At 39.9% G+C, this 19,755-nt stretch carries 12 protein-coding genes; 11 read left to right on the top strand and 1 reads right to left on the bottom strand.

Features of this window, described 5'->3' with window-relative positions; translation table 11 throughout:
- From IGJ45_RS13070 to IGJ45_RS13030, 9 genes are all read left to right on the top strand, one after another.
- The gene (locus IGJ45_RS13070) at nucleotides 1–1,104 is read left to right on the top strand and encodes a glycoside hydrolase family 88/105 protein (RefSeq protein ID WP_409531223.1); all 1,104 of its coding nucleotides are present in this window, start codon (nucleotides 1–3) and stop codon (nucleotides 1,102–1,104) included.
- Nucleotides 1,101–1,955 (top strand): GRP family sugar transporter, encoded by an 855-nt coding sequence (locus tag IGJ45_RS13065; RefSeq protein ID WP_409531224.1) that lies wholly within the window; start codon nucleotides 1,101–1,103, stop codon nucleotides 1,953–1,955. The genes IGJ45_RS13070 and IGJ45_RS13065 overlap by 4 nt, the downstream gene beginning before the upstream one ends.
- 20 nt (nucleotides 1,956–1,975) lie before the next feature.
- Nucleotides 1,976–3,229 carry an ABC transporter substrate-binding protein gene (locus IGJ45_RS13060; protein ID WP_081131972.1) on the top strand — a complete coding sequence of 418 codons (1,254 nt, stop codon included), beginning with the start codon at nucleotides 1,976–1,978 and terminating at the stop codon, nucleotides 3,227–3,229.
- Nucleotides 3,230–3,296: 67 nt separating this feature from the next.
- Nucleotides 3,297–5,729 carry a hypothetical protein gene (locus tag IGJ45_RS13055; protein ID WP_156247730.1) on the top strand — a complete coding sequence of 811 codons (2,433 nt, stop codon included), beginning with the start codon at nucleotides 3,297–3,299 and terminating at the stop codon, nucleotides 5,727–5,729.
- Nucleotides 5,726–6,595 (top strand): carbohydrate ABC transporter permease, encoded by an 870-nt coding sequence (locus tag IGJ45_RS13050; RefSeq protein WP_103300198.1) that lies wholly within the window; start codon nucleotides 5,726–5,728, stop codon nucleotides 6,593–6,595. The genes IGJ45_RS13055 and IGJ45_RS13050 overlap by 4 nt, the downstream gene beginning before the upstream one ends.
- On the top strand, nucleotides 6,588–7,427 hold the full coding sequence (locus tag IGJ45_RS13045; protein WP_081131969.1) for a carbohydrate ABC transporter permease: 840 nt from the start codon (nucleotides 6,588–6,590) through the stop codon (nucleotides 7,425–7,427). The genes IGJ45_RS13050 and IGJ45_RS13045 overlap by 8 nt, the downstream gene beginning before the upstream one ends.
- A gap of 25 nt (nucleotides 7,428–7,452) precedes the next feature.
- Nucleotides 7,453–10,434 carry a glycoside hydrolase family 2 TIM barrel-domain containing protein gene (locus tag IGJ45_RS13040; protein WP_409531225.1) on the top strand — a complete coding sequence of 994 codons (2,982 nt, stop codon included), beginning with the start codon at nucleotides 7,453–7,455 and terminating at the stop codon, nucleotides 10,432–10,434.
- Between the two features lie 4 nt (nucleotides 10,435–10,438).
- Nucleotides 10,439–11,965 carry an arabinosylfuranosidase ArfA gene (gene arfA, locus IGJ45_RS13035; RefSeq protein ID WP_185079660.1) on the top strand — a complete coding sequence of 509 codons (1,527 nt, stop codon included), beginning with the start codon at nucleotides 10,439–10,441 and terminating at the stop codon, nucleotides 11,963–11,965.
- Nucleotides 11,966–12,026: 61 nt separating this feature from the next.
- The gene (locus tag IGJ45_RS13030) at nucleotides 12,027–14,147 is read left to right on the top strand and encodes a glycoside hydrolase family 95 protein (protein ID WP_162787465.1); all 2,121 of its coding nucleotides are present in this window, start codon (nucleotides 12,027–12,029) and stop codon (nucleotides 14,145–14,147) included.
- 335 nt (nucleotides 14,148–14,482) lie between these two features.
- On the opposite strand, the gene IGJ45_RS13025 is transcribed toward IGJ45_RS13030, so the two are convergent.
- Nucleotides 14,483–17,095: an HAD-IC family P-type ATPase gene (locus IGJ45_RS13025; protein ID WP_113849309.1), complete on the bottom strand. Its 2,613-nt coding sequence runs from the start codon at nucleotides 17,093–17,095 to the stop codon at nucleotides 14,483–14,485.
- A 245-nt stretch (nucleotides 17,096–17,340) separates the two neighbouring features.
- On the opposite strand from IGJ45_RS13025, the gene IGJ45_RS13020 reads away from it, so the two are divergent.
- Together IGJ45_RS13020 and IGJ45_RS13015 are read left to right on the top strand one after the other, a co-directional pair.
- Nucleotides 17,341–17,988: an HAD family hydrolase gene (locus tag IGJ45_RS13020; protein WP_219645132.1), complete on the top strand. Its 648-nt coding sequence runs from the start codon at nucleotides 17,341–17,343 to the stop codon at nucleotides 17,986–17,988.
- Between the two features lie 344 nt (nucleotides 17,989–18,332).
- Nucleotides 18,333–19,670: an amino acid permease gene (locus IGJ45_RS13015; protein WP_103300204.1), complete on the top strand. Its 1,338-nt coding sequence runs from the start codon at nucleotides 18,333–18,335 to the stop codon at nucleotides 19,668–19,670.
- The last annotated feature ends 85 nt before the right edge of the window (nucleotides 19,671–19,755 follow it).

The raw sequence follows: 19,755 nt of genomic DNA, 5'->3' as shown, positions 1-19,755 counted from the left end.
ATGGTAGTAGCAAATAATAAAATCTCACTTGTAAGAGAACGGCTTAAGCATTTTGATAGCTTACCGTTAAATCAGGAAGATTTTAGAGACAGTAATAATCAATTATCAGAAAGTAAAGGATTCTTTGCTAGAGACTTTGGTATGGAGCAATGGGACTGGCCTCAAGGCGTCGGAATTTATGGGCTGCATTTGGAGGGACCTATAAATGATGAATATATCAAACGATGGGCCACTGAAGAGATCAATAAAGGTCTTCCAACTAAAAATGTGAATACGATTTGTCCTTTACTAACACTTGTTGACTATCCGGAGTATGAAACCCTTGCTCTAGAATGGATGAAGTGGATCGAAAAAGAATTTCCTAGAACAGATGAAAATGGACTGCAGCATATTACATCTGGAATAGATAAATTCACAGTAAAAGAAAATCGGAACCAAATCTGGGCAGATACTCTTTTTATGACAGTTCTTTTTATGGGGAAAATGGGCGTGAAATACGATAATCAAATCTGGCGTGAGGATGCAATCGAACAAATGCTTCTTCACTGTAAGTACCTCTTAAATCGTAAGAGTGGTTTATTTTATCATGGGTGGAATTTTGAAGAACAATCAAATTACGGAGGCAATTTTTGGTGTCGAGGAAATAGCTGGATCACGGTTGGTATCCCGCTGTTTTTGGAAATAATGAACGGTTATTTAGCTAAGTCGTCAGAAAGGTACCTATTGAATCTCTACAACAATCAAGTGAAATCTTTGTTGGAAATCCGAAGTAAGGATGGCTTATGGCATACAATTTTAACGGATCCGACTTCCTATACGGAAACTTCCGGATCAGCCGGAATCATTGCTGGCATTCTCTTAGGGGTAAAGAGTGATTTCCTTACTATTCAGCTTTCTCAAGAGGTAATCAACGATTTAATCTCATCTTTAACAGCTAAAATAGCAGAAGATGGTACGGTACTTGGAGTGTCTGCAGGTACTCCGATTTCCTGCAATGCTGAGGACTATAAAGGAATTGTCCAAATGCCAATGGTGTATGGACAAGCAATGACGTTGCTTGCCTTAACCATCGCAGAATCTTTGAAAGAAAAGGCAATCACATGAGCTTACTTATCTATAGTTTGCCAGCTTTGGGATGGGGATTGATGCCGATTGTTTCCAAAAAAGCTGGAGGAACACCCGTGGAACAATTATTGGGCACAACCTTTACGGCATTTGGCATTTCTATCATTCTCAGTTTTCTAATGGGTGTTGAATACACATTGATGGGGACTATTGCAGCATTGATTTCGGGATCATTTTGGGCGGGTGGTCAATATCTCCAATTTCAAGCCCTTGCGACTGGGGCAGTGTCAAAAGTGATGCCATTATCAAACGGGACACAATTGCTGTTTACGTCACTCGCTTCTGGCATCCTTCTCCGTGAATGGCAGAATCTGAAACAGGTTCTTATTACCCTGCTGTTGCTGCTGGTTATTTTAGTTGCAATCTACCTTGTTACAATGAATCAAAATCAGAATAAGCAGCAAGAATCAATATCACTACAAACCATTCTCATGATTTGTACGTCATCACTTTGTCTGATGGGCTATGTGGTCACGACGTCACTTTTTCACGTGAAAGGGCTACAAATCTTTCTACCTCAAGCTTTTGCGATGTTTCTTTCCTCTTGCGCGATTGCGAAATTCGACCAAGAAAAGCAAGAGTTGTCAAGAATTTCTCGTAATGTACTGACAGGTATATTTTGGACAATTGCAAATATCTCCTTATTTTATATCGCAACACAGTTAGGCGTAGGTTTAAGCTATACCATTTCTCAGTTGTGCATCTTTGTATCTATTATGGGCGGGATTCTATTATTAAAGGAAAAAAAGACCAAGATAGAGATGATACACACGATAATTGGAGTATTACTGTTTTTTTCAGCAATTTTGGGTTTAAGTCATTTTAAATAGATCATTAGGAGGAAATATTGATGAAAAACAAGATTTTAAAGGCTGGTTTATGTGTGGGTTTATTAATGGGCTTGTCGGCATGCGGCAATTCTGACTCAGCTTCTTCCGACACTGTAAGATTGTTTGTTTCGGGAGATGCATCAGAAGGCGGTGCCTATAGTAAGATGGCAAAACGTTATGAAGAAGAGACTGGTATCAAAGTAGAAGTAACAGACGTACCTTATGCAGATATGGAGACGAAAATTTCTAAAGCTGTACAGTCAGATGATGCCCCCGATGTTGCACGGGTTGCAGGGGTCTTACCAGATTGGGGAGACTATTTAGTTGATTTGACAGATATTGCTAAAAAAGGCAAAACGCTAGATTCAATGACGATTAAAGACGAAGACGACAAGGTTCGCGCCTTACCAACAGATATTACTGCGGTAGGAATGTTCATCAATACAGATCTTTTTGATCAAGCAGGGGTTTCTTATCCGCAGAATGAAGGAGAAGTTTGGACATGGGATGAATTTTTAGAAGCTGTGGACACAATCCAAGAAAAAACAGATGCCAAATATGGGTTTGTAATGGACCCTTCTGATCATCGATTGAGAGCGTTCACGTACCAATTTGGTGGGCAGGATTTTGTTCTGAATGATAAAACCGGTACTTATGAAACTGATGATGCGACAAAAGCTGCGTTACAAAAGTTCATTGACCTAAATAATGATGGAACAATTCCAAAAACGGTCTGGACTTCTGGAGAAGATGCTTCTTCAATGTTTAAGAGTGGAATGATTCCAGCATATATGTCAGGAAGTTGGCAAATCAAAGATTTCACCACGAACATTAAAGATTTCAATTGGCAAGCCATTTACATGCCGTATGAAGCAACTCGTGCTACCAATATGGGCGGTAATTTTATGGTTGGTTTTGAAAACAGCAAGAATAGTGAGGGCGGACAGAAATTTATGGAGTGGTTGTACACACCAGAAAATTATACTGAGTTATGTGAATTAGCTGGTTATCTTCCAGCAGAAGAAGGAATAAAAGTGAATTACGCAGATGCACAAGCGGCTTACGATATTTACAATCAAGAAATTGAAGCGGCAGCCCAACCAATTTCTTCTAAACAAACTGCAGATCAAGTGGCGATGACAATGGCTGGATACACTGGACTAACTGGGGCATACAAGGACTCAATGATTCAAGTGTTGAATGATGAAATCAGCTTTGATCAAATGATTGAGAATATCGAAAAAGACTACGACGAGGGGTACACGAAGAAGTAAAGTAGGAAATGATGTGGACTGGTACTCATCCGGTCCACATCCATTCTATTTTGAAAGTGGGAGAAGAATGAGCGATTATATCTATTCAGTAAAACAAGGCAGTTCGATCAATTGTTGGCAACGCAGCATGCTCCAAAAGGAAAAAGTTGAAAGCAAAGCTAGTTGTATTGATGCTCCTGTAAATATGACGGAAGGGTATCAAGAAGTCGAATATCCCATTCGAGCAAATTTCTTACAAACGCTTTCTGAGGTGCCGTATCCTGGAAAGCAAGATTTTTCAGAGGTATATGATGGTTTTGAAAATCCGAGGGTAGATTTTTCTACTTTTCAAGCAACTCCGCATAAAGTAAGTACATACTTGCGGGCACAGCTGCGTTGTCAAGAGAAACAAGCGGTGGAATGTTCGTTGGTTACCTGCGGAAGAGCTATTCTTTGGATGAATGGGAAATTGCTTACTGATTTTCGGCCCTATACGCGAAACCATGGCACGAAAACCACTGTAGTTCTCCCGCTAGAACAAGGCGATAATGAACTCATTGTTTACATGGATGATCTAGCCGAGCGAGATGTAAATTTTTTTGTTGAATTAAACGTCTTGTCGAATCATCACTTTCAAGTAGTCTTGCCTTTATCGTATGACGAAACTATTCTTCAACGGGCAGAGGAGTTCTTGAATGGACTTTATTTTGAGAAAGATTTTTATTCTAAAGGAGAAGTACGTATTTGTTCGGACTACGATTATTTCGAGAAAGTCTTTGTTACTTATGAAGAGGTCACCTTTACAGAAGAAATTGGGGGAAATATTACAGATTTCCGACGAGAAAGTCAGTTTCTACCTTTAAATAATCAACGCATTTCTTTAGGGAATGTGGAAGATATCCCTACCTCAGGGCTAACGCATCTGTTTGTGGGCGTGTTACTTCCAGACCAAACCTATCTGTTTAAAAAACTTGTTTTTACAGTTTATAACGAAGAAAAGTTAAAGCGCAACTTAGGTGGAACTTTAGAAGTGAGAAAAGCGACAGCTTTGACAATCTTTTCAAACCTTGCCATTCCGGATATGAATAGTGCGTTAGCAGAAATCCACTTAACCGGGAAATTATCAGAAGAGTGCTGGAAAAAACTTCAGCCGGCTTTTCGTATGATAAAGGAACGGGGAGATTGCGCAGATTTTATGTTCGCACCGTTACTAGGTTTTTGGCTAGGAAAAAAAGGGCAGTTGCCAGAGAAACTAAGGATAAAACTCCGAGAGTTGGCGTTACATTTTCGCTATTGGATTGATGAGCCTGGAAACGATGTCATGTGGTACTTTAGTGAAAATCACTCCTTATTGTTTCATGCTTGCCAATATTTTGCTGGATGCTTGCTTCCAGAGGAAACGTTTGTCACGAGTGGAAGACAAGGAAGTCAACAATATGAATTAGGAAAACAGCGCTTGTTACAGTGGTTTGATCAATTTGAACACTATGGGTTTTCTGAATGGAATTCTACTACGTATCTGCCTATCGATTTAATAGGTTTTTTCAGCCTTTATACGAATGCGCCAGATGAAGAGATAAAAGATGCAGCGAAAAAAGCATTGGATTTCACATTCACGATCATGGCTGTAAATTCTCATGGAGGAACTCTTTCCTCCACATTTGGCAGAACATATGAGCACGATTTGAAAGCCATGCGTTTGGGAGAAATAAGCAATATTTTGGCAATTGCTTGGGATCAAGGGAACTTTAATTACGCCTTACGAGCATCGACACTTTTTTGCCTATCTGATTATGTTCCACCAAAAGAATGCATGTCTTTGATTGATTTACAGCCAAATGAGGAATTGACAGCAACTTATCTTCAGGGGATCAATCGAGTGCAGACGTATCTCTATAAATGTCGAGAATATTCAATTGCTAGTGGAATCGAGTATCACTGTTTTCAAAAGGGCCATCAACAACATATGATGAATCTTTCGTTAGGCAGTGATGGGACACAGCTTTGGATAAACAACCCAGGTGAGTTTATGCATAGTGGTGAAAATCGGCCTAGCTATTGGGCTGGAAATGGCCGGATGCCTTGTATTAAACAATTTAAAAATATTCTGCATATGAAATACGATTTATCCAAAGCATATGTACCGTTTATCCACATGTATGTGCCCTATTGGAATTTAGAGCGGGTGGATATCAATGATTCTAATTGGCTGTTTATCAAAAAAGATCAAAGCTACCTTGGCGTTTACTTCTCGCAAGGTTATGAAATGCAGCAGATCGGGGATACTCGTGGTAGAGACATCGTTTCTAAAGGAATCAATCATACCGTACTTGTGAAGTGCGGGAGCAGGAATGAGTTTTCGACTTTTGAGACTTTTATGAAATCGGTTAAAAAATCTAAAATGACCGATGACTCTTTTTATGATCCTCAATTTGGCGCATTAGTTTGGCAGGAGATTGAACATCTTGCATCGTATCAAGTCATACCAGTTTTAAAAACGAAAGAGGGGGGCAGAGCATGAAGAAACTTAAAAAAAATAAATGGCCTTTGATTTTTACGGGAGTCAATATTGTCCTGTTCATTACTTTTTTTCTCGTACCAGCAATTTTGGGCTTTTATTACTCTTTAACGGACTACAAAGGATTTGGGACTGCTAACTTTCTTGGTTTCGAAAATTATATTGCTTTATTTCAAGATGCGAGTTTTTACCGATCTTTATTCCGAACCTTTACTTATGCAATTTGCTTGGTGCCGCTGATTTACGCTGTTTCTTTAGGAATTGCCATTTTGCTGAACAGCAAGCACACAAAGGGAAAGCTCTTAGGGAAAATTGTTTTCTTCTTGCCTTGGACAATTTCGGGTATTGTTGCTGGGGTTATTTGGAAATGGTTGTTTGGAGAAAATTTTGGCTTTGTGAACTATATCATTGGGAATTTAGGCGGCGAATCTGTTCCCTGGTTTTCCAATGCAAGCGCAGCATTTTCGGTAATTCTGTTGGCAGCGCTTTGGGGTGGGACAGCATTTAACATGTTGCAATTTATGTCTGCTCTCAAAAACATACCTAGGTCATATTATGAGGCAGCCGATATTGATGGTGCCTCATCCTTCCAGAAGTTTTTGTACATTACGCTACCTTCATTGAAGCCGACTAGCTTTATGGTGATCCTATTAGCTAGTATCGGTGCTATGAAAGAATTTGCTTTGGTTCAATCCTTGACAAATGGCGGACCAGGTACAGCAAATATGTTCATTGTGCAATACATTTATACAACTGGCTTTGACAAGATGAAAGTTGGGTATGCCAGTGCAGCCTCCATGGTATTATTTGCAATCTTATTAGTTCTCGGACTCGTTCAAATGAAAATTGGAGGTGGTAAAAATGAATGACGCATCAAAGCTTCACGATAAAACGAGCACAACCATTCTCACAGCTGCCTTAGTTCTTGTGGCAATGCTGTATTTGTTCCCACTAGTTTGGTTTATACTCAGCTCTTTTAAACCAGGGTCAGAATTATTTTCCTATCCATTAAGTGTCTTGCCGGAGCATGCAACCATGCAGAATTATCTCGATGCATGGTCCAGTCTAGATTTCGTAAGATACTTTACAAATACTTTGAAGTCGTCCGTTATTACCACGATATTGACGGTTATTGCCAGTGCAACGTGTGGCTTTGCATTTGCAAAATATGATATGAAGTGGTTGAAATTCTTTTTTGTCTGCATTATTGCAACAACGATGTTACCTACCGAAGTAATCATGAATCCAGTGTTTACAGTGATTCGAGAATTAGGTTTGTATGATAGTTTAGCCGGGATCATTATTCCTTCAATCAACACTGCTACAGGAATTTTCATGTTCAGAACCTTCTTCGTCTCTATTCCAGACGACTTAATCGAATCCGCACGTATCGATGGAGCCTCGGATGGGGAAATATTTATGAAAATCATGTTACCTATTGCCAAACCAATCATTATGACGCTGAGCATCTTTTCATTCCAATGGCGTTGGAATGACTACATCTGGCCCTTGATTGTTTTGAACGACCCCAAAAAATACACTTTTCAGGTAGCTATTAGGAGTTTGGTGGGGGCAGAAAATGTCAACTGGACCGTGTTGATTGCTGCTTCAGTGCTTTCAATTATTCCCTTAGTTCTCGTGTTTATCGTGTTCCAACGTTATATCTTAGATTCTGGTGCAACAACTGGTATGAAAGACTAATTATGAATGAAAGCGAGAAAAACGAATGTTTAAGACAAACTACTTGTCAGATCCCCAGCGCATTCAAGAAAATAGACAAAGCCCGCGAAGTTATTATCTCCCCTATGCTCCAATGGATGATCATGACAATTCTTCGCGAGTTTTGTCATTGAATGGATTCTGGCGATTTCGATATTTTCCGTCTCATCTAGATGTTGAAAGGGAGCGGTTTTTTGCTGATGATTTTTGGCAAAATAGTCACCTGATTTCTGTACCAAGTAATTGGCAAATGGAAGGGTATGGACAACCGCACTATACGAATATACAATATCCATTTCCAATCAATCCGCCCTTTACGTTCTCTGAGATTCCGGTAGGGGTTTACCGATATGATTTTATTTGTGACTCTAAAAAAATGCGGCAATTTCTTAGGTTTGAAGGAGTGGATAATTGCTTTGCGTTGTATCTTAATGGTAAATATATAGGATTTAGTAAGGGCAGCCGCAATCCAGCTGAATTCGATGTAACCGCTTCTATCGAAAAGGGAGAAAATCAACTTGTCGTTGAAGTTTTTCAATGGTCCGATAGTTCATATATTGAAGATCAAGATATGTGGTGGTTGAGTGGCATCTTTCGTGATGTAGCTTTGCTGCATCGCCCCCAAGAATGTATCTGGGATTTTCACATTCAAACATCATTTGACAACAACTATGAGAATGGTATTTTGACTATTGATTTTCCAAACATTCATGGTAATCAGCTCGATTGCGAAATTTTTTTAGAAAAAGAATCACTTGTCTTTCAAAAAAAGATTGTGATAGATAAAGAAAACCATCATTTTTCTTTTCCAGTCGTTTCACCTCAAAAATGGACTGCTGAAACACCAGAATTGTATCGGTTGCGCTTTGTCACTTCAGAAGAGGAAATTTGTCAGGAAATCGGCTTCAGAGAAGTGGCTCTTTTGGAAAACAAAATTTGTATTAATGGCAAACCAATTCTATTTAAAGGAATCAATCACCATGAGTTTCATGAGACGAAGGGGCGAGCTCTGCCAAAAGGTTTCTTGGAAAAAGAGATCCAGCTGATGAAAGAAGCGCATTTTAATGCCATTCGAGCAGCTCACTATCCTCATAGTCCTGAATTTTATCAATTGTGTGATCGCTACGGATTATACGTGATGGATGAGGCGGACTTAGAGTGTCATGGAATAGGGAGTACCGGAGATAAAAATTATTTGAGCAGCAATCAAGATTGGGAGAAAGCTTATCTTGATCGCATGAAACAAATGGTCGAGCGAGACAAAAATTATCCTTCAATCATTATCTGGTCGGTAGGAAATGAGTCTGGAAACGGAACAAACCATGAAGCAATGATTCGTTGGTGCCGCGAAAAAGATCCTACTCGATTGATTCATCATGAAGGAGAGTCCCGTGATTGTATTTCAGAAACAGATGGGCGCTACTTTAAAGATGTGCAGCAAGCCGATTTTAATTCTAGAATGTATGCGACGATTCAAGAATTACAAGAGGTCGCAGACAATCCGCAAGTTATCAAACCATACATCCTTTGTGAATATGGACATGCGATGGGGAATGGCCCCGGTTCGTTGAAAGAATACTGGGAAATGTTTTATAAAGAACCGCAATTACAAGGTGGCTTTTTATGGGAATGGAAAGATCAAGGAATCAAAGCAAAGCGGGAAGGGCAACCGACCTATTTATACGGCGGCGATTTTGGTGATATTCCTAATGACTACAATTTTGTTTTGGATGGGTTAATGACCCCTGATTTACAACCATCACCCAGTTATTTCGATATTCAACGACAACAAGAACCAATCGCCATTGATTTTTCCTTGTATGAAGTCGGAAAAATAATCCTACGCAATCGCAATCAATTCAAAGACTTGTTAGATATGAAGTGTTGTTTTGAAATAAAGCGAGATCAAGAAGTGTTGGTAAGAAAGATCGTGACAGTTCATTTACCCCACGAAAAAGACGTCGAAGTGATATTACCTAGCGAACTGTTGCACACAAAAAAGGCCAATTTGCTAAAAGTGCAGATTTTCGATGAGCAAAAGACGCTTCGTGGCAAATTAGCTCGTATTGTCGCATCTATGCCAATCGAAGGAGACTCTCTACCAGAGCAAGAACCTGATATACTCCTATTTAATGAAATTCAGGATGATGCAAAAATGTTGCTGCTCCGAAATGGGACAAATTATTTGAGAGTAGATAAAACTACTGGTAAATGGCAGTTCATGAACGAGCATCAAGACATTTATCTAGCCTCTCCAGAAAGTATTTTTTGGCGGCCGACAACAAACAATGATTTTATTTCTAGTGAAATATGGCGGGAATATGGTGTCGATCGCATGATGACAAATTTAATGAGCTGCAGCATTGTCGCCAATGACTCTGATAAATTGAAACTGTCTTTAAAGGAAGCAATCGGGCCAGCAGGAAAGTTTTGGCATATTGAGCAAACAACGAATATCACTTTTTTCAAGGATGGACGAGTCACCTATGAAATATCTGGGGAGCCTAAAAACCATTATCCGCTGACAGTTCCTCGTATCGGACTTGTTTGGCAGCTGCATAAACGATTTACGAAAACTTGCTGGTCTGGAAAGGGACCTAAAGAAACCTATGCAGATACTGAAAATGGCAGTTACTTTGATGTGTTTTCTCAAGCAACAGATGAACTGAGTTTCCAATATTTATATCCACAAGAAAGTGGCAATCATTGCCAGACGAAGTGGGCGACATTCAAGTCGGACGATCAATTAGCACTCAAGTTCCAAGGAAACCATTTCTTTAATTTTAGTGTACATTCTTATTCTGCTGCGGCTATTGATTCCGCACAACATATTCATGAACTAAAAAAAGCAGACCGCTATTATTTGTACATCGATTATCAACAGCACGGGATTGGTTCCAGAAGCTGTGGTCCGGATGTACTAGACAAATACCAACTACATTTACAGGATTATCATTATCAATTTGAGATAAGAATAAAAGGAGTGTGATCAAGTGAAGGCTAGGGCACGTATTTCACAAACACAACAAATTTCGAGAATCGATCGCCGAATTTATGGTTCATTTATTGAACACATGGGAAGAGCAGTCTATGAAGGTATTTATCAACCAGATCATGAAACGAGTGACGAAAATGGCTTTCGGCAAGATGTTTTAAAACTTGTCAAAGAATTGGCAGTACCAATTGTTCGCTATCCTGGAGGAAATTTTTTGTCTGGCTATCGTTGGGAGGACGGCATTGGGCCAAGAGAAAAGCGACCTAAACGACTCGACTTAGCGTGGCAAAGTATTGAAACGAATGAAGTAGGTTTACATGAGTATATGCGTTGGGCTAAAGAATGCGATACTGAAGTGAATATGGCCGTTAATTTGGGAACGCGGGGTATCGATGCAGCGCGTCATCTAGTTGAGTATTGCAATTTTGAAGGAGGCACCTATTGGTCTGATCTTCGAAAGCAAAATGGAGACGAAAAACCCTTCGCAATTAAAACCTGGTGCTTGGGCAATGAGATGGATGGAGATTGGCAAATTGGGCATAAGACAGCAGAAGAATATGGTCGTTTAGCAGAAGAAACTGCCAAAGCGATGAAATGGGTAGATGATTCAATTGAACTAGTGGTGTGCGGCAGTTCCAACAGCTCTCGCCCGACATTCGTGGATTGGGAATTAACGGTACTTGAGCACACATACGAATATGTCGATTACTTATCACTGCATCAATATTATGACAATAAAACTGACAACCTTGCTGAATTTTTGGCCAAGTCAGAAGATATGGACCGTTTTATCAAGTCAGTAATCGCCATTTGCGACACGATGAAAGCAAAAAAACGAAGTGACAAGACCATGATGTTGTCCTTTGATGAATGGAATGTCTGGTACCATTCCAATGAAGAAACCGCGGCGCAAAAGCCATGGACGGTAGCACCTCACATTTTGGAAGACATCTACAATTTTGAAGATGCTTTACTTGTTGGCAGCATGCTCATTACATTATTAAAGAATTCTGACCGAGTGAAGATTGCTTGTCTAGCGCAATTGGTGAACGTGATCGCACCGATTATGACTGAGAAAAATGGGACAGCTTGGAAGCAGACCATCTTCTATCCGTATCAACAAGCTTCATTGTATGGACAAGGCAAAGCATTAACTACAACAGTTGATGTAGTAACTTATGATACCAACAAAATCAAGAATGTACCCTATCTTGACAGTATTGCTATTTTAAACGAAGAAAAAGATGAACTAGTTATTTTCTCTGTTAACAAGCATAGTTGTGAAGAAATTACATTCACGGTTGACTCTGATTTGAGATTGGCGTGTGTCATTGAGGCTACTGAAATGGCTGATTACGATACAAAAGCAGTTAATGGACCAAATCAAGAGTTAGTTGTCCCTTGTGATTCGAAGGAGCGGGTAGTGATTGATGGAGGAAGCGTTACAATCAGCACAAAGCCGCTTTCTTGGAATATGACTAGAATTAGGTTGAGCGAAAGAGATCACAAGACTATGACTGATTAATCAAGGAACAATACTTTTTCAAGAACAGCCATAGGACTTTTTTATGATGGAGATCCTCAAAATGAATTTTTTCTTTACAAACCCAGCGCAGGAATGGGAGGAAACGTTGCCTATTGGGAATGGTAGTCTAGGGGGAATGATCTTTGGAAGTTTTCCTGAAAAAATTGGCTTGAATGACGAATCACTTTGGTCGGGATACGAATATGACAAAAATCGACCAGAAGCTGCGAATTATTTATCAGAAATCCAACAAGCTATTTTGGAAGGCCGTTATCTAGAAGCGGGGCAACAAGTGGAAGAGTCTTTTTTAGGGAATTACACCGAGAGCTACTTGCCTTTGGGAAATCTGATTATTACACAACCACACCAACAAGGAGCGATTGATCAGTATCGCCGTTGTCTTGATTTAAGCAGAAGTAAAGTAGAAATAACATACCAAGGAACGAGAGGTGTCTATCAGCGCGAGTATTTTGCTAGTTATCCTGACCAAGCCTTGTGGGGAAGATTTATTGCTCCGGAAGCTGAATCCATTAGTATTGCTTATGAGTCACAGTTACACTCAAAAGTTGTTTACCATGCTAATGAAAGCTGTGTTGAAATACAGGTTCAATGTCCGGAACATGTCAATCCAAACTATATAAGCAATGAATGGGATTTTGTACAAGGGACTCGCGGGGAAACACATATTTATGAATTAATCATTGAGCAAACGGATGGAAATCTTGTTTTTAACAACGATCGACTTATCATTGAAAATGCCCGAAACGTATCATTTCTTTTTAGAAGAAAAGGGGCAGGAAAAGTTCCAAGCTTTGTAGAAGCTAAAAAGCGTCACAGGAAAGACTATCAAGAACTGTTCAATCGAGTAGAGATGTATTTGGGCGACCAAGTCCAGTTGCCGCTGAATGAACGTATTGCAAGGGTAAAAGAAGGGCAGTTAGATCCTGGTCTAATCGCTTTATATTTTCAATATGGACGCTACTTATTGATCAGTTCTTCTCGTCCTGGGAGTTTGCCGAGTAATTTACAAGGGATCTGGAGTTGGCAGCTGCGAGCGCCTTGGTCATGTAATTTCACAACAAATATCAATTTAGAGATGAATTACTGGTTAGCGGATACTTGTAATTTACACGAATGCTTTGTACCTTATAGTAACTTTATTGAACAACTCTCTAGCGCAGGAGAAAAGACCGCCTTCCTTCATTATGGTGTAGCAGGATCTGTGTGTCATCATAATACAGATCGCTGGTTTACAACCAATCCAGTGGGGACTCCTTATCGATCTCAGACTGGTAGAGGAGATGCTTCTTGGGCGATGTGGCAAATGGGCGGGGCTTGGCTAGCCAGTGATTTATACCGGCACTATGAGTACACGGGAGATAGGACGTACCTGAAAGAGGTGGTCTATCCAGTATTGCGAAAGTCTGTTATGTTCTTAGTCAATACATTAATAGAAAGTGACGGAATATATCACAGCTGTCCCTCGACGTCACCAGAGAACCTGTTTTTCGATGCTGCTGGCAACAAATGTTCATTGCAGCTATCAACTGCAATGGATATCTGCTTGATCAATGAAAATTTTGATTTCTTCCGGTTAACTTGTGAATCACTAAATATCCATGATGATTTGTTGGATAGAATGAAGCAAATCCAACCCTATTTAGCAACTGTAAAAATTGGGTCAAAAGGTCAAATTTTAGAATGGCAAGAAGAATTTGAAGAAGTGGAACCTGGACATCGCCACGTTTCCCATCTTTATGGCGCATACCCTGGTGAACTTTATAGAACAGAGGAGCTTTTAAATGCAGTGAGAAAGTCAATTTCTCTGCGATTAAAAAATGGTGGCGGACATACCGGATGGAGTAATGCTTGGTTAATCAATTTATTTGCTATCCTAGGAGATTCACAGCAAGCCTATCAACATATTCAGCATGCTATTTTAGAAGCTTCGTATAGTAATCTTTGGAGCAAACATCCTCCATTCCAGATTGACGGTAACTTTGGCGTGGCTGCTGGGATCGCCAATCTGTTTATCCAAGATCGCAACGGACATGTTAAATGGTTGCCGTCCTTACCAGCCGAATTGAAAGATGGTTTTGTCAAAGGGCTGAAAATCAAAGGGAATCAGACCGTTGAGATGCAGTGGAAAAACGGTGAGCTGATCAGAAAAAATATTTATTAAAAGCTTTGCAACAAGAGTTTGTAACAAAATAAAGAAGACGGGACTGTGCCATAAGTCTCCTACAAGTAACGCTATCCGAACATTAATTATTATTGCTCCTGCGGTGCAGGGGCTCCTCGTCGCAAAAGTCAGAGGAATCAAGCCTAGCAACAGACTATTATTCGGTTTAGCTTGTTGGATGATGACTTATGGCACAGTCCCACTTTTTACTCATCCTTCGAACGTAATCGTTGTTTCTTCCCTAAATGTCTAAATACTATTGAACTAGTGATACGTTCAATAGTATCAAGACTAGTAAAAGGCGCATTTATCTGAGGAAAGTTTGCTATTGCTTATTATTCGAATGAATTGAACTGTTCAGAAAAACTTTCATTCAGAATCACACGTGTAATGTGCTTTTCCGACTCTACTAATAGAAATAGTAGTAAAGCAGGAAGAATGCTTATCAGCATATTGTTCAAGCTTAATGAAGTTGTTTGGACGATTCTCTGCAGCGGCGGGAAATAAACCATCGCTAATTGTAATAGAGCCATCACTGACAACGAATAGATCAGGGCTTTGTTTTGCTTGATTTTATTACTGAAGGCAAAGCTAGTGATCTCACGACAATTGAGCATGTAAAATGCTTGACCAAAAACGATCGCATTGATGAGGACGGTCTGTCTTGTCGCTTCATCACTAAATAAATTCATGGTAAGGAAGCCAAAAAAGGTCAATAGGATACCCACGTATAGGATTCGAAACAACGTATATTTGGAAATGATTTTCTCATTCATGTCTCGAGGTGCACGGTTCATGATCATTTTGTGCGCGGGTTCAAAGCCTAGCGCATAAGAAAGTGTGATGGATGCGACAAGATTAAGCCAGAGAATTTGAACGGTGGTCAATGGCAAAGGCATGTTTCCCAGCATGGAGACGATCAGCAATAGACCTTGTGCCAAACAAGTTGGTAAATAGAAGAGGATCGTCTTTTTTAGATTGTCAAAAATTCTGCGACCTTCTCTAATAGCTTTGGCAATCGTCGCAAAATTATCATCGATCAGAATCATGTCTGCCGCTTGTTTGCTTACGTCGCTCCCTTTGATCCCCATAGCAATGCCGACATCGGCTTTTCTAAGTGCGGGTGCATCATTTACGCCATCGCCCGTCATCCCTACGATCTCACCTTGTCCTTGCAGGAAAGTCACGATTTGAAGTTTGTGTTCTGGTGTAGTCCGGGCAAAAATATTGGTGTTTTTCACAACGGTTTGCCATTCTTCTGCTGACAAACGATCCAATTCAGTACCAGTAATTGCTCGATCAGCATGATTGATTCCTAGTTGCTGGGCGATCGCTTTGGCTGTTGTAGGGTGGTCTCCGGTAATCATTACTACTCTGACACCCGCTTTTTTACAGTCTGCGACAGCCTCGATCGCGGATTCTTTCGGCGGATCAATAATACCTGCTAATCCGGTCATAACTAGATCATTTATTTCGTCATGGGTTAATAGGGTATCGTTTGCTACATCTTTGTAGGCAAAAGCGATCACTCGCTGACCTTCAGAAGCAAAAGATGAGTTGACTTGTTCCCACTGCAGGCGATCAAATTTTTGCATAGTTCCATCGATATGAGCTGCGGAAACTTTGGTCATAATGACATCCGGTGCGCCTTTGACAAAAATACGTTTCTTGCCATTTATTCTATGACTTGTAGCCATATATTTGTATTTTGAATCAAAGGGCAACGTCTCTACACTTTCTATTCGTTGGGCACCGATCCGATTCGTCCACTTTAACAAGGCTAACTCTGTGGCATTTCCTGTAACTGGACAATGAACATCCTCAAAGCTTTGCGTTTCTTGACAATTTTGCATGATCTCTGCGAGCAGTTCATTCTCCGGGTAATCTTCCTGGTTTGTCTTCAACACATCAGTTACCTGATTGTTTGTAAACAAAGTAGTTAACGTCATGTCGTTTTTTGTTAAAGTACCAGTCTTATCCGAACAAATCACTGTCATTGATCCAAGGGTTTCTACCGTAGGCAATCCTTTCACGATCGCATTTTGCTGAGACATATTTTTTACCCCAGAAGATAGAATAATCGTCAAGATTGATGGCAATCCTTCTGGGATAGAGGAAACGATCAGCGCAATGATCGCAGAGACGATATACATCATGCTCATCCCGTAAACAAAATAACTGATCAGTCCAAGTAAAAGAATGAATAGTCCAATACCTTTAAAGATTGAATGATTCATTTCATTGACCTTTTTCAATAAAGGCGTTTCTTTGACTTCGATCGATGAAAGAGATTGGTTGATTTTGCCAATCTCAGTCTCGGAACCAATTGCGACGACGATGCCTTTCCCTGTACCTGATTGGACTTGCGTTCCAGAGTAAGCCATATTGGTTCGATCGGCTAAAGCTGTCTGCTCATCTAAGCGAGTGACGGTCTTCACGACTGCATCAGGCTCCCCTGTCAAAATCGACTCATCAATCTTCAATTCATTGACTGATTCGATTCGCAGATCAGCAGGGATAATATCACCTGGTGCCAAATAGACACGGTCGCCAGGAACTAGCTCTTCTGCATCAATAGACAGTCTTCCCTCTATCGATTCGATAGTTGCTTTTGAACTGAGAAGCTTTGTGATGCTTGATAGCGATTCGTCAGCTTTTCGTTCTTGATAATAACCAATCATGGCATTGAGGATAACGACTAATAAAACGATTGCTCCTTCAACAAAACTACCTGTAATAAATTTCAAAACAGCAGCACCGATCAAGACATACATCAGAGCATCATGGAAATAAGAAAAGAATTTTTTCCATTCTGGTGTTTTTTCTGATTCAGTAAGTAAGTTTTTTCCATGCTTTGCCTGATAACTTGTACGCGTTTCCGAAGTGATAAGTTCGGTACTGGTTTCTGATTGTACTGCGTCGATTTCTAAATTATGCCAATGTTTCATTTTTTTCCCTCCATATTCTTTACACCCTTAGCATAAAGGTTAGAGTCGTTCTAAGGTCAACAGTTATTTTTGACTTTTTGAAAAAAGAGTCCATTTCCTCTTTTTTTAGAAGATATGAGCGATACGTAGAATTAGGATCTGCTTGTGATCAATAGCTTCTGACGAGGAAAAAATCAATGATTGTTTTCTATCAAAGAATAGGATACGATGAATAAAACTTTTTGATCATGAAGGGTGAGGATGGAATGAGAACTAAGGGATTGATTTTTGACTTTGATGGGACACTAGGTGACTCTAGAGAATGTGGGATATTGGCGACGCAAAAAGCATTTAGTGACATAGGTCTAATGATTCCTGATGAGAAAACAATCGATTACTACATGGGGATTCCTATTGAAAAATCATTTCTAGAGATGGCGAACAGGCAGTTATCCGAAGAGAAATTAATGGAACTTCTCACTATTTTTCGAAGCCATTATCAATTTTTTGAAGAAAAGTCGCTTAAGGTGTTCGATGGCATCCCTGAATTACTGGCAATTCTTAAAGAGCAAGGCATCAAATGTTTTGTGGTTTCCAGTAAGAAAACCGATATATTGAATCGAAATCTGAAGGGATTAGGCATTGCTGCTTTTTTTGCAGAGACGATCGGATCGGATAAAGTGACGCATTATAAGCCGCATCCTGAAGGGATAACCATAATTTTGAAAAATCATGGGTTGCAAAAAGATGAGGTGAGGATGATTGGTGATGCGACCTTTGATATCGAGATGGGGCAGGCAGCCGGTGTAGGCACTGTTGCCGTTGCTTGGGGAAGCCATACGAAAGAAGCCTTATTAGCTGTTAGGCCGGACTTTTTCATTGAGCATCCACTGGATTTGATTGAAACGCTGTAAAGCTGCTTTGGCTAATTTGGCCAAAAAGCCAGCTACTTTCCAGCCGTTGAAACACGTTTTTCTGCTTTTATTGAAGTGGAAAAACGTGTTTTGTTTGTTAACGGATTGTCACCCTTTTGATAGAATAAGAACGTTTCTTTGAAGGAACTGAAAAAGATTAAAATATGATAGAATTTTCAGAAAAAATAGATTATTTTTTCAATTTTTAGTTGCAATAGGTTATTTAACTGTGTATGATCTGGGCAAGGAGCTTAGCTCCGTTATTTTTTTGAAACCAGTTATAAGAAATGATGATTTTTTTGATTGATTTCATTTATGCCTATCGGAGAAACAAGGAGGATCTTATGAACGAAGAAAATCAATTAAAAAGACAAATGAAAACTCGCCACATTACTATGTTGGCTCTTGGCGGAGCAATTGGTGCTGGCCTCTTCAAAGGAAGCGGAGAAGCGATCGACTTGGCCGGTCCTTCGGTATTACTCGCCTTTATTTTTTGTGGTCTTATTTTATTTATGGTGATGACAGGACTTGGAAAGCTGGTTCTAGAAGATCAAAAGCAACATGGTCTTTCTGGGTTGGTCCAACCTTATCTGGGGGTGCATACGGCTGATTTTATCGATTGGCTTTACTGGTCGATGTGGATGATCAATATCATTGCCGAAGCGGTAGCAGCTGCCAGCTTTTTGCAGCTTTGGTTTCCCAATATTCCGGCGTGGGTCTTTGTTTTGATTTTGGCCCTTTTAACAACAGCCATTAATCTTTTCTCTGTACGTTTGTTTGCAGAAACAGAATACTGGCTCTCTTGGGCAAAAATCAGTGTAGTGATTGCGTTGATCATTATTGGCATCTATTTAGTCGGCACACAACTACTTGACATTGGCTTCTTGCCGACTTTTAGTCAAATCACTGACCATGGTGGTTTTGCCCCTCATGGGATTCAAGGATTTATCAACTCATTGCTAGTAGTTATTTATTCCTATGGTGGCTCAGAATTGGTGGCAATCACGATCAGTGAAGCAGAAAATCCAAAAAAAGCGATTCCTAAAGCGATCAGAGGGGTCATGACCCGTATCACAGCTTTTTATATTATTCCGCTGTTTCTATTACTGATCATCTACCCGTGGAATCAGTTAGCGGATCCGAATGTGAGTCCATTCGTGATGGTCTTTCAAAAGATCCATTTGCCTTTCGCGTCGGACATCGTGAATTTGGTAATCATTCTGGCTTTATTTTCTTCGATCAATTCAGGAATCTATGCGTCTTCGCGAATCCTGTATTTCCGACTGAGCAACAATGGCAATGCTAAGCATAAATTTATTGCTTTAAATAAAAATAGTGTCCCGCAACGAGCAATCATGTTTTGTAGTGGAACGTTATACTTAGGTGTTGTGCTTTCCTATTTTTTAGGAGACAAATTGTTTGGCTATTTAGCTGGATCTCTTTCCTACACTGTTCTTTTGATCTGGCTATTGATCAGTCTGGCCGCTTTTGTCTTAGCCATTAAGCAAAAGAATCTTTTTCGTAAAGGTTATTTAAGTTTGGCGATTGTTTCTCTCGTCTTGCTGTTTCTGGGGATTTTGATCACAAATTCGATTGCCGTCACTGGTTTTACAGCGGTGTTATATGCAATCATTTTTTTCAGCTTTTATCGTCAACATAATCGGAAAGAAAGCAATCTTTGAAATAATAAATGAAGCAACGAGCAATCAATCGTAGTTATCGTTTGATGGAAAGACGAAAATACTGCTACCTCTGTTTTTGAGAGGC

Origin of the sequence: Enterococcus sp. DIV0574 (assembly GCF_051711125.1) — a bacterium.
Lineage (GTDB): Bacteria > Bacillota > Bacilli > Lactobacillales > Enterococcaceae > Enterococcus_D > Enterococcus_D gallinarum.
This window is presented reverse-complemented; position numbering and strand designations above follow the sequence as displayed.